This is a genomic window from Oceanisphaera sp. W20_SRM_FM3, from assembly GCF_052119705.1.
GTDB lineage: Bacteria > Pseudomonadota > Gammaproteobacteria > Enterobacterales > Aeromonadaceae > Oceanimonas.
Window position 1 is genome coordinate 12,976 of the sequence record NZ_JBGQOP010000007.1, and the last position, 12,410, is coordinate 25,385.

9 protein-coding genes are annotated in these 12,410 nt (G+C 52.0%); 6 read left to right on the top strand and 3 right to left on the bottom strand.

Annotation, left to right across the window (positions count from 1 at the left end; all coding sequences use genetic code 11):
- Positions 1-59: 59 nt before the first annotated feature.
- The 5 genes from hisS to ACEN2G_RS05665 all read left to right on the top strand — a co-directional run bounded on the left by hisS (position 60) and on the right by ACEN2G_RS05665 (position 5,562).
- Positions 60-1,334 (top strand): histidine--tRNA ligase, encoded by a 1,275-nt coding sequence (gene hisS, locus ACEN2G_RS05645; protein WP_442020595.1) that lies wholly within the window; start codon positions 60-62, stop codon positions 1,332-1,334.
- Positions 1,335-2,096 carry a YfgM family protein gene (locus ACEN2G_RS05650; RefSeq protein WP_442020501.1) on the top strand — a complete coding sequence of 254 codons (762 nt, stop codon included), beginning with the start codon at positions 1,335-1,337 and terminating at the stop codon, positions 2,094-2,096.
- Positions 2,093-3,271 (top strand): outer membrane protein assembly factor BamB, encoded by a 1,179-nt coding sequence (bamB, locus tag ACEN2G_RS05655; protein WP_442020502.1) that lies wholly within the window; start codon positions 2,093-2,095, stop codon positions 3,269-3,271. Before ACEN2G_RS05650 ends, bamB begins: the two co-directional genes overlap by 4 nt.
- Before the next feature lie 119 nt (positions 3,272-3,390).
- Entirely contained in the window at positions 3,391-4,938 is a 1,548-nt protein-coding gene (gene der, locus ACEN2G_RS05660) for a ribosome biogenesis GTPase Der (RefSeq protein WP_442020503.1), read from the top strand.
- Positions 4,939-5,121: 183 nt separating this feature from the next.
- The gene (locus ACEN2G_RS05665) at positions 5,122-5,562 is read left to right on the top strand and encodes a universal stress protein (protein WP_442020504.1); all 441 of its coding nucleotides are present in this window, start codon (positions 5,122-5,124) and stop codon (positions 5,560-5,562) included.
- A gap of 112 nt (positions 5,563-5,674) precedes the next feature.
- On the opposite strand, the gene ACEN2G_RS05670 is transcribed toward ACEN2G_RS05665, so the two are convergent.
- Positions 5,675-5,842 carry a hypothetical protein gene (locus ACEN2G_RS05670; RefSeq protein ID WP_442020505.1) on the bottom strand — a complete coding sequence of 56 codons (168 nt, stop codon included), beginning with the start codon at positions 5,840-5,842 and terminating at the stop codon, positions 5,675-5,677.
- A gap of 147 nt (positions 5,843-5,989) precedes the next feature.
- A complete protein-coding gene (gene mltF / locus ACEN2G_RS05675) occupies positions 5,990-7,450 on the bottom strand; it encodes a membrane-bound lytic murein transglycosylase MltF (RefSeq protein ID WP_442020506.1) in 1,461 nt (486 codons plus the stop codon).
- 322 nt (positions 7,451-7,772) lie between these two features.
- Here mltF and purL point away from each other — a divergent pair, with 322 nt between their 5' ends.
- Positions 7,773-11,663 carry a phosphoribosylformylglycinamidine synthase gene (gene purL, locus ACEN2G_RS05680; RefSeq protein WP_442020507.1) on the top strand — a complete coding sequence of 1,297 codons (3,891 nt, stop codon included), beginning with the start codon at positions 7,773-7,775 and terminating at the stop codon, positions 11,661-11,663.
- A 121-nt stretch (positions 11,664-11,784) separates the two neighbouring features.
- Here purL and ACEN2G_RS05685 read toward each other — a convergent pair whose 3' ends face one another.
- A complete protein-coding gene (locus tag ACEN2G_RS05685; protein WP_442020508.1) occupies positions 11,785-12,330 on the bottom strand; it encodes a DUF1439 domain-containing protein in 546 nt (181 codons plus the stop codon).
- Positions 12,331-12,410: the final 80 nt, after the last annotated feature.

A 12,410-nucleotide genomic window follows, 5' to 3' on the forward strand; every position in this document is an offset into this window, starting at 1 on the left:
ATAGATCAGCTTTAATAGGCCGGGCTTTAATAAATAGAGATACAGTTGTGACAAAAGTTGTGGCAAAAAAAATCCAAGCCATTCGTGGCATGAACGACTGTCGGCCGGAGCAAACGCCGACTTGGCAAGCGGCAGAAGCCGCCTTACGCCAATTGATGAGCAGCTACGGCTACGCCGAAGTACGCATGCCGATCATGGAAAGCACGGGGCTGTTTCGTCGCGCCATAGGTGAAGTGACCGATGTGGTCGAAAAAGAAATGTATACCTTCGATGACCGTAACGGCGAAAGCATGACACTGCGCCCAGAAGGTACGGCAGGTTGTGTACGCGCCGGTATCGAACATGGTTTGTTGTATAACCAAGAGCGACGCATGTGGTACATGGGCCCCATGTTTCGCTATGAGCGCCCGCAAAAAGGCCGTTATCGTCAGTTTCATCAATTTGGCGTCGAAGTGTTTGGTCTACAAGGACCAGACATAGACGCAGAATTGATCATGCTCACCGCGCGCCTGTGGAAGCAGTTAGGCGTGAGTGAGCATTTAGTCTTGCAGCTCAACAGTTTAGGTCAGCCAGCTGAGCGGGCCGAATATCGCCAAGCCTTGGTTACCTATTTAGAGCAGTTTTTTGACCAGCTCGATGAAGACAGCCAGCGCCGTTTACACACCAATCCGCTGCGGGTGTTGGACAGTAAAAACCCAGAGGTGCAAGCCTTGCTGCACGACGCACCTGTGCTAAGCGATTACTTTGGTGAAGAAACGCAGGCCCATTTTGCTGGATTAACCGCCTTATTAACCGCCGCCGGCATCGAGTTTGAGCTTAACCCTCGCCTAGTCCGTGGTTTGGATTATTACAATCTGACCGTGTTTGAGTGGGTAACCGAGAGCTTAGGCGCCCAAGGTACAGTGTGTGGCGGCGGCCGTTACGACGGCTTAGTGGAGCAGTTAGGTGGTCAAGCCACGCCCGCGGTAGGCTTTGCCATGGGTATGGAGCGTTTAGTGCTGTTGCTCGAAACCCTTAACCCAGATACGAGCGAGCCTGCCTTAGCCGATATTTATATCGCTATTATGGGCGAGAGCACTCAAGCGGCCGGTTTTACGCTGGCTGAACAATTACGTGATCAACTGCCCACGCTTAAGGTGCTTAGCCATTGCGGCGGCGGTAACGTTAAGAAGCAATTAAAGCGTGCCGATAAAAGCGGCGCCGGTATCGCTTTGATCTTGGGCGAAGATGAAGTGGCCCGCGGTGAAGTCACGATTAAATATTTACGCGGTCAAGGCGAGCAACAAACCTTGGCGCTGGATGAACTTATTGCACAGCTGAAAAAGGTGATCTAAGTGGATTTTAACAGCACGGAAGAACAGCAACTAGAAACCCTCAAGCGTTGGTGGGCAGAATACGGTAAGTCCATTATTTTGGGTGCAGTAGTGGGCTTAGGCGGTTTATTTGGCTGGCGTTATTATCAAGATAATCAAGTAGAAACCCGCGCTGCGGGTGCAGATAACTTTGCCAATATTAGCACCAAACTCGCGGCTCAAGGGCCCGATGCCTTTACTGAAGTGGCGGCCTTTGCTGAACAAAATCAAGGCAATAACTACGGTGAGATGGCCGCACTCTTATTGGCCGGCGAAGCGGCCAAGGCCAATCAGTTACCGTTAGCGCAGCAGCAGCTGGAATTGGCGTTAGCGGGCAGCAAAGACGCGGCCATCAGCGAGACGATACGCTTGCGCTTAGCACGGGTTTTGCTGGCACAAGATAAAGCCGATGAGGCGCAAGCCCAGCTTAATGGCGTTAAGCAAGAGGCCTTTAGCGCCCTGCGCAGCGAAATTCAGGGTGACTTGTACGCAGCCAAGGGCAATACCGATGAGGCGTATCTGGCTTATCAAGCCGCTGCAGAGGCAGGCGGCTTAAATAATAATCCGGCCCTGAAGTTAAAGTTGGATAACTTAGCCACGGCTAATGCAGATGTGGTTGCAAGCCCTGTAGTTACAAGCTCGGCGGACGCGGCCACAGACGTCGCTCCAACGGAACCTGCTGCAGAGTCCACTCCTAGCGAAGCAAGTCCAGCCGTTGCCACCAGTGAGAGCGATAAAGTATGAAGACACGCAAACCCTTAACTTTGCTGTTGCCGGTGCTGTTCGGCTTGAGCCTGATTGGCTGCTCCAGTGAGCCTAATTTATCTCCGATGAGCTCATTGCCCGAAGTGGGTAATACCTTAAAGGCTAAAACGTTGTGGTCTGGCTCTATTGGCAAAGGCGTAGGTGAATATTATTCACAGCTGAGCCCAGTAGTAGAAGGCGACCGTTTATTCGCCGTCTCTCGGGATGGCATTTTGGCCGCATTTGATAAGGAAACCGGCAAGCGCCAATGGCAGCAGCGTTTAGATAAGCTCGCCATCAACGACCAACATCGTAGCCCGCGCATCGCCGGTGGCTTAACCGCCGCCTATGGCAACCTCTACTTTGGCTCAGAAAACGGCATTGTGTATGCAGTTGCTCAGGCTGACGGTGAGCTACTGTGGACTCAAAATGTTGCCGGTGAAGTATTAGCCGCACCGGCCGTGGATGAAGGCAAAGTGGTGGTACACACCAGTGCCGGAAATCTGATAGCGCTGGACTCAACGACGGGGGCTCAACAATGGCAGTTGCGCAATGAGCAGCCTAGCCTAACGCTGCGCAGCCAATCCACACCTGTCACCGCCGGTGGCGCCGTACTATACGGTCGCGCCGATGGTCGTTTAGGCATAGCGCTGTTGGCCAACGGTCAGCCGGTACGCGATACCCGCATTGCCAATCCACGTGGTGCTACCGAATTAGAGCGTATGGTAGACGTGGCGGCCAAACCTGTGATTTTGGGCGATATTCTGTTCACAATCGCATATAATGGCCAGCTAACTGCTCATCAGTTGATTTCGGGACAAGAATTGTGGAAGCGCCAGTATCAGGGCTCTCAGGATCTCAGCACCGATGGACGCCTACTTTATATCAGCGATAGCCGCAGTCATTTGTTTGCGGTCGATGCCCGTAGCGGCATGGAAGTATGGTCGAACACCGAGCTGGAAAACCGCCAGCTAACCGCATCTGTGGTGTTTGGTGATTATCTGGTGGCCGGTGATGCCGAAGGGTATTTGTACTGGTTTGATAGCCAAACTGGCGACCTAAAATCCTTACAGCGTGTGGATAGCAAAGGGCTATATGTCGCGCCTATTGTCGCCGGTAATACGCTTTATGTGCAAAGCCGCAGCGGCGATTTGTTGGCCATAGCCCAACCTTAACCTTGAGTTAAATAAACCAAGATTAAGTGCTCCTGAGTTAAATGAGCGTAAGTTAAGTGACACCACCGGCTTCTGATCCCAGGATCAGGAGCCGTTATTGTTTTTTGGAGACAGATTTTATGATGCCAGTAGTGGCTCTAGTGGGCCGCCCTAACGTGGGCAAATCCACCTTATTTAACCGCTTAACCCGCACCCGAGATGCGCTTGTCGCCAACTTTCCCGGTTTAACCCGAGATCGCCAATATGGCCAAGCCAAGATTGGTGAGTTGGAATTTATTGTGGTTGATACCGGCGGTATCGATGGATCAGAAGAAGGCATAGAGCTAAAAATGGCTGCGCAATCATTGGCCGCTATCGATGAAGCAGATGTAGTGCTATTTATGGTGGACGGTCGCGCGGGCTTAAGCTCCGCCGATGAAGCGCTGGCTGCGCATTTGCGTCGTTGCCAGAAGCGCACGCTTCTTGTGGTGAATAAAACCGACGGCATAGATCCCGATTCTGCGGTCAGTGAGTTTTATCAACTGGGTTTGGGTGAAGTGTACCCTATTGCGGCCAGCCAAGGCCGTGGCGTGCTCAGCCTGATTGAAATTGCCTTAGCGCCTCAGCTTGCAGAGCTGGCTGCTGAGCATGAGCAATTGGCGGCGGCCGCCGAGGCACAAGCGGAGCTAGAAGCTGAGTCTGGAGAAGACGCTGACGAGGAATTTGATTTCTCGGATCTCGATGAAGATCAAATTCAAGACTTGCTGGCGGTAATGGATGAAGCCAACGAAGAAGAAGCCCAGCAGTTTGCCGACTTACCAATTAAACTTGCCATCGTCGGTCGCCCTAACGTGGGTAAATCCACGCTGACCAACCGCATTTTAGGCGAAGAGCGGGTGGTGGTGTATGACCAACCCGGTACCACTCGTGATTCGGTTTATATTCCGATGCAGCGGGACGAGCAAGATTATATCTTAATCGATACCGCGGGTGTGCGTCGCCGTGGTCGCGTCAATGAAACCGTCGAAAAATTTTCGGTGATCAAAACCCTGAAAGCCATCGAAGATGCCAACGTAGTGCTGCTTATTTTGGATGCGCGCGAAGGTATTTCCGAACAAGACTTAAATTTGTTGGGCTTTGTGCTGAATGCGGGCCGCAGTATCGTATTAGCGGTCAATAAGTGGGACGGGCTAGAAAATGACGTGCGCGAAGAAGTTAAGCGCGAGCTGGATCGTCGCTTAGGTTTCATCGACTTTGCGCGCCTGCACTTTATTTCGGCCTTGCACGGTAGCGGCGTAGGTAACTTGTTTGATTCTGTGAAAGAGGCGTACACCTCGGCCACCAAGCGCGTCAATACCTCCATGCTGACCCGCATCATGATGATGGCCCAAGATGATCACCAGCCGCCTTTGGTGAGTGGTCGCCGCGTGAAGTTGAAATATGCTCACGCCGGTGGTTATAACCCACCGCGCATTATCGTGCATGGTAATCAGGTGAAAGCCTTACCTGAGTCTTATAAACGTTTCTTGATCAACTATTTCCGTCGTTCCTTACAAATTATGGGCACGCCAATTCGGGTTGAATTTAACGAAGGTGAAAACCCGTATGCAGGCATCAAGAACAAGTTGACGCCGAATCAGATGCGCAAACGTAAGCGTCTGATGAAGTTCAACAAGAAGAAAAAGTAAGACGTGTCTTAAGAAAAAAGTTCCTAATATAAAAACACCAGCTTAGCTGGTGTTTTTTTTTGTAAAAACGCCAAATTCAATTGGTCTTCTTCTGCCCCTTACCCGCTCGGCGCTATATGCTTTTCATCGTCTAAGATTGAATAACTGGATAACTGGATAATTGGTATGGATGTGGAGGCACGCATGTATAAGTCATTACTGGTTGCGATTGATGGTTCTAAACAAAGTGAAAAAGCCCTGACTTTGGCCTGTCATTTGGCTCGGCAAGATAACGCCGAGCTGCACATAGTTCATGCACCTGAGGTGCTACAGCACCCTGCCGTTATGATATGGGGCATAGGGGCGGTTTCATTAGGCGATAGCCCTGAGGATCTTGAAGCCACGGGCAATAAGATAGTAACGCGGGCGGTACAGGAGGCGAATGCCTTCGGAGTTACGAAAGTGCAGGCGCATGTCGTTCGGGGGGAGCCGGCGCGCGCTATTATTCGAGAAGCAGAGGTTCTGGGGGTTGATGTGATAGTGCTGGGGTGTCGAGGCTTGGGCAACCTAGAGGGAATGGCGATGGGCAGCATCTCGCATAAAGTTAGCCACAGTGCCAAGTGTGGCGTCATCACTGTTCGTTAATCAAAGAATCCGTTAATGGTGGGATATAACGCCGAGTATTGAAGGGCAATGTTCAATTTTCAATGCTGAATATTGAATAAAGCGCTAAGTGCACGGGTACTTACCTCAGTACTTAAACCTGAGCGACAGGTGTTGAATGATCAATGTGATCTTGGCTACTCAAAAAGTAGGTGTTATTACGGCGCAGTATTTTGCGTCGTACTTTTTGCAGTAAAATATTGCGTCGTGAAGACCCGACGGTTTTACGCTGTTTTAACACACGGTTTTTTCGCTTTTGCATCCTAGGTCCTTATGTGACGGTAGCGTTGACTCAAGGTCAGCACTAGGTATGTGTAGTAAATCTCAGCAGTTACCTAAGGTAAAGTGACATTTTCATTACGACTCTTTATTACGCCATTTTATTGCAGATCTTGGTTATGACTCATGATTAAGACCTCGGCAGGGACGGATGGCTGGCCGGCTCTGTTTGTGCTTTTTGGCCAAGATCGGTTCGCGCGTTATCTTGCCACAACAGGCTTTGATAATACTGGCGAATATTATTTACAAATTGCTTAGTTTCACGGCCTCGCGCATAACCATAACGGGTTTGGTTGTACCACTTAGGTTGGTGCAACAGAGGCAAATTGGCTTTTACTTGTGCCCAAGCATCAGGATCTTGACCTAATTGCTGGGTGAGACGCCGCACATCCAACACATGACCTAAGCCGATATTGTAAGCGGCTAACGCAAACCAAATACGCTCGGCATCCGGGATCGAGTCCGGCAAGCGGCTCATTAATGAGCTTAAGTATTGAGCGCCACCGCGAATACTTTGCTCTGCATTTAGCCGGTTAGTCACGCCGGTCAGCTTAGCCGTATCTTTGGTGAGCATCATCATACCCCGTACGCCGGTATAAGACTCGGCATTAGGATCCCAGTGGGATTCTTGATAGCTCATCGCTGCCAATAGTCGCCAATCCAACTTACCCGCATGGCGTTCAAATAGTGGCTGATAGCGGGGCAATAAGGTTTCGATACGGCTTAAGAAGGTGCGGGTATCCACGTAATTAAACTGCTGTATATGGCCAAAATATTTTTCATGTAAGCGCGCTAAGGTGCCACTCTGTGCTTGCTCAGCAAAAAAGTCCAACATGGCAGCCTGAGCACTGTCGTCCTCTCGCTTGCCCCACACCCACGCCACGGGCTGACGCTCACCTAAGGTAAAGGCGGCCTCAATATTTGGATAATAGCGCTGGGTTCTGGCCAGCAAGATATCCGACACTAAGGTGTAGTCGGCTTTGTCCTCGGCTACTTGGCGCAATAAATCCGCTTCGTCGGTATCAAACTGTGTTTCCCATCTTAGTTTGGGTAGTGGCTGTTGTTTTAATTGAGACTGATGCAATTGCGAATTATGCAATTGCGAATTATGCAATTGAAACAATAAGTCCGCTTGGCTGGAGCCGGCTAGCACCGAAATAGTGCCCTCAACTTGGCTCATATTTCGTGGCTTACGCTCACCCTTGCGATACACAAGGGTGTGCGAAATATGATAATAACTGGGGCTAAAGCGATAGTGCTCACGGCGCTGGGGAGTATTGGTGAGGCCGGCGGCCAACATATCCACTTGATTTGAGTCTAACAGCGCAAATAACTCACCTAAGTTATATGCGGGCACCATGGACAGCTCAACGCCCAGTGACGCGGCAAACTGACTCGCCAGCTCATAATCTAAGCCTTCTTGCTGGCCATCGCGCAAGAAGTAATATAGCGGATGATACAAGGTGCCCACCCGTAATTGCCCGCGGGCCTGAATGTCAGCAATTTGGTGGCCCTTGGTACTGGAGTCATCACAGCCTGCCGTTAGTAGCAGGCTGATAAAGAGCAGGGTAGATAATAATATGTGGCGCAAAAGCCGTTCCTCATCTTGCTTTAAGTGCATTTTATAACAGATGTAGCGGCGCACGTCAGGCTCAGAGCGCCCACCTTGGGCGTTAGAAACAGCAGTATCTGGATAAAATAGGGGTATAAAATGCAGGTAAGAGTGTAGGTAAGAGTGCAGGCAAGAGTGCAGGCAAGAGTGCGAGTAAGGGCAGCGAACAAGAGAGCGTTTTTTGCAGTCTACGGGGGTGTAATGCGTTGCCTTATAAATGAGCGTCGACAGAGCAGGGGGGGAAACCTATAATACCGCGACTTCTCATCCCCCCATTCACTCAGCTTTGAGAATTGCCACTATGGAAATACTGCGCGGCTTACCCGCTTTGTCCGGTTTTAGAACCCAAGCCTTGGTTCGCCAAGCTCAGCAACTGGCCCTACCGCTGGCTGAGATTGAAACCGAATATGTACACTTTGTTGCCCTAAACGCCAACCTCGAGGCGGACACTCGCAACACCTTAATCGACTTACTCGACAGCCCAGCCCAAGGCATAGTGCCTGCAGCCGGCAGCCTGCTGGTTTTGGTTACCCCACGCCCTGGTACGCTTTCTCCTTGGTCGACTAAGGCTACCGACATTGCGCATAACTGCGGCCTGCACCAAGTGGCGCGCATAGAGCGCGGTATTTGTTACTACTTAAGCTTTACTCGTGCGCCTAACGCCCGCGAGCTAGCCGCCATTAAAGGCTTGTTGTTTGACCGCATGACAGAAGCCACCTTCGAGGCACTCGAAGACGCGGCTTGCTTGTTTGCTCAAGCAGAGCCAGCACCGATGAGCTCGGTGGACATTTTGGCCCAAGGTCGCAACGCCTTAGTAGAAGCTAATCTGCGTTTAGGCTTGGCCTTGGCCGAAGATGAAATCGACTATTTGTTTGCGGGGTTTAGCGGTCTAGGCCGTAACCCCAACGACATAGAGCTGTACATGTTTGCCCAAGCAAACTCAGAGCACTGTCGTCATAAAATTTTTAACGCCGACTGGACCATAGACGGCGTCGAACAGCCTAAGTCGCTGTTTAAGATGATCAAAAACACCCATGAGTTGGTGCCAGATCAAGTGCTATCTGCTTATAAAGATAACGCCGCCGTGATGGAAGGCTCCAAAGCCGGCCGTTTCTTCGCCAAAGCTGAGTCTGGCGAATACGATTACCATCAAGAAGATATTCATATCTTGATGAAGGTCGAAACTCATAACCACCCCACGGCGATTGCGCCTTTCTCAGGTGCCGCCACCGGCTCTGGCGGTGAAATTCGTGATGAAGGTGCCACCGGTCGCGGCTCTAAGCCGAAAGCCGGCTTAGTCGGATTTAGTGTTTCTAACCTGAAAATCCCTAACTACGCGCGCCCGTGGGAACACGATTTTGGTAAGCCAGAGCGTATCGTTAGCGCCTTGGACATCATGATTGAAGGCCCGCTGGGTGGTGCCGCCTTTAATAACGAATTTGGTCGTCCGGCCTTATTAGGTTACTTCCGTACCTTCGAAGAAAAAGTCTCCAGCTTTAACGGCGAAGAAGTGCGCGGCTATCATAAGCCGATTATGTTAGCCGGTGGCTTAGGCAACATTCGCGCCGAGCACGTGCAAAAAGGCGACATCACAGTCGGTGCCAAGCTGATCGTATTAGGCGGCCCGGCCATGAACATTGGCTTGGGCGGCGGTGCGGCCTCGAGCATGGCATCTGGCGAGTCGTGTGAAAATCTGGATTTTGCCTCGGTGCAGCGTGAAAACCCAGAGATGGAACGCCGCTGTCAGGAAGTGATCGACCGCTGCTGGGCCATGGGTGATAACAACCCGATTCAGTTTATTCATGACGTGGGCGCGGGCGGCTTGTCCAATGCCATGCCAGAGCTGGTGAACGACGCTAATCGCGGCGGCCGTTTTGAGCTGCGCGATGTGCCCAACGATGAGCCGGGCATGAGCCCGCTGCAAATCTGGTGTAACGAATCCCAAGAGCGTTACGTGATGTCGGTGGCTCCGGAGCGCTTGGCGGAGTTTGAAGCCATTTGTCGCCGTGAGCGCGCACCTTTTGCGGTGGTAGGTGAAGCCACCCATGAGCGCCACTTAAGCTTGCACGACGAGCACTTCGATAATCAGCCCATCGATATGCCGCTGGATGTGTTATTAGGCAAGGCGCCTAAGATGCAGCGTGATGCGACGACCGCACGCCATCACAGCCCAGCACTCGAATTAAGTAATATCAGCATCCAAGACGCCGCCGAGCGCGTGTTGACGCTGCCAACCGTGGCCGATAAGAGCTTCTTAATCACCATTGGCGACCGTACCGTGACCGGTCTGGTAGCACGCGACCAAATGGTTGGCCCTTGGCAGGTGCCGGTGGCCGACTGCGCCGTGACGGCTGCCAGTTACGACACCTACGCCGGTGAAGCCATGTCGCTGGGTGAGCGCGCTCCCGTGGCGCTGCTCGACTACGCCGCTTCGGCGCGCCTAGCGGTGGCAGAAGCCATTACCAATATTGCCGCCACCCAAATTGGCGAGCTGAAAAACATTAAACTGTCTGCCAACTGGATGTCTGCCGCCGGTCACCCGGGTGAAGACGCCGGTCTTTATGAAGCAGTCAAAGCGGTCGGTGAAGAGCTGTGCCCTGAGTTAGAGCTGACCATACCGGTCGGTAAAGACTCCATGTCGATGAAAACCAGCTGGACGGAAGCGGGCATCGATAAGACGGTCACCTCACCCTTGTCCTTGGTGATCACCGCCTTCGCTCGGGTCAGTGACGTGCGCAACACCATTACTCCTTGGCTGCGCACCGATTTGGGTGACACCAACCTTATCTTAATCGACTTAGGCAACGGCAAAAATCGCCTCGGTGCTTCAGCCTTGGCGCAGGTGTATCGCCAGCTTGGTGACACGCCGGCGGACTTGGATAATCCAGCCCAGCTGAAAAACTTCTTCTACGCCATCCAAACCTTGGTGGTCGATAAAAAGTTGCTGGCCTATCACGACCGTGGCGACGGCGGCTTGTTTGCCACCTTGGCCGAAATGGCCTTTGCCGGCAATACCGGCCTCGATATCGAGCTGGACTCTTTAGGCGCCGATCACTTAGCTACTTTGTTTAACGAAGAGTTAGGTGCGGTACTGCAAGTGCGTCAAGCAGACAGAGAAGCCGTGCTGACCTGCTTAGCCGGCCACGGTTTGGCGGCTTGCAGCCATGTGATTGGCAAGCCCAACGACGATCACCAAGTGCGCTTCGCCTTCGCAGGTAAAGAGCTGTATAGCGAGTCACGGATTGAGCTGCGCCGCTTCTGGTCAGAAACCAGCTATCAGATGCAAACCCTGCGTGATAACCCAGAGTCTGCCAAAGCCGAATTTGCCGCCCAGTTGGACGCGAATAACCCAGGCTTGTCGGTAAGTTTGAGCTTTGATCCTAAAAAGGACATAGCCGCGCCCTTTATCGCCAAAGGCGTACAGCCGCGGATGGCGATTTTGCGTGAGCAAGGGGTGAACTCCCACGTGGAAATGGCAGCAGCCTTTGACCGCGCCGGTTTTGCCGCCGTAGACGTACACATGAGCGACTTACAAAGTGGTCGCTACCGCTTAGATGAGTTTGCCGGCCTAGTGGCTTGTGGTGGCTTCTCTTACGGTGATGTGTTGGGTGCCGGCGGTGGTTGGGCCAAGTCTGTGCTGTTTAACGAAGCCTTGCGCGCCCAGTTTGCCGCCTTCTTCGCCCGCCAAGACAGCATTGCGCTGGGTGTGTGTAACGGTTGTCAGATGTTGTCACGCCTACGCGACCTGATACCGGGTGCTGCGCACTGGCCGGATTTTGTACGCAACCAGTCTGAGCGCTTTGAAGCACGCTTTAGCTTGGTGGAAGTACAAGAATCCCCCAGCCTGTTCTTATCCGGCATGGCGGGCTCACGCATGCCGATTGCGGTATCCCACGGTGAAGGTCGCATTCAAACCCTGAATGCGGACGTAAACGCCATCGAAGCCAGCGGCACAGTGGCGCTGCGTTTTGTGGACAACCATGGCCAAAGCACACAGCAGTATCCGTTTAACCCTAACGGTTCGGCGAACGGTATTACCGGCTTAAGCAACATCGATGGCCGTGTGACCATCATGATGCCGCATCCGGAGCGGGTGTTCCGCACCGTAGCTAACTCTTGGCACCCCGATGAGTGGGCCGAGGACGGCGCTTGGATGCGTATGTTCCGCAATGCCCGCAAGCACATTGGCTAAACAGCACATAAGCTAGCTAAATAGCAATGAGTAACAAAAAGCCCGCAACTAAGGTTGCGGGCTTTTTATTTGTGTTGATGTGATGCAAGCGCACTCAGAAGTGAAGCGCGCCCTTGCGCCATTATTCGACGTTAAACAAGGAAACTTGGCCGGGTGTTATCTCAAGACTCAAGGGCTGACTTTTCAATTGTCGCTGTAATGGATCCTTATCATCTAACGTATACACCGGATATTGGGCTAAATAAGCGCTGAGAGCCTGCAATAGCATCGGCAGCATAAACTGCGCTTGAGGCGAGCTATTACCCTCATTCAATTTGTAATTAAGCAGTTCAAATTCATCTAAAAACAGCGCCCCTTGCTTGTTATCGTAGCGAGGGCGCGCATTAAAATCGGCGTTGATATCCCAGTGATAGCGGGCTTGGCCTTGATTCATCGAGATCAAGGCCTGACCCAGTACCCGCGCCTTATCTGGCGTCTGTCGGCCTAATTCTACTTTTACGTCCTGCATCTTTACGTTAGCCGACAACCAAGAGCCCATTTTTAAGGGAAAATCTTTCCCTAATTGGGCATGCAGACCTTCATTTAATTGCTGCTCGTTCAGGGTTAGCGCTTGTGCACAAGCCCAGCTACTGGTGGTAAGCGCCAGTAAAAACATTATAATTTTCATCTGTCTGTATCCCTTCCTCAATTTTTTGTACCTTAACCTTATTAGCAACCGCTAGTCTGCCTCGCGTCACTTTACAGGAG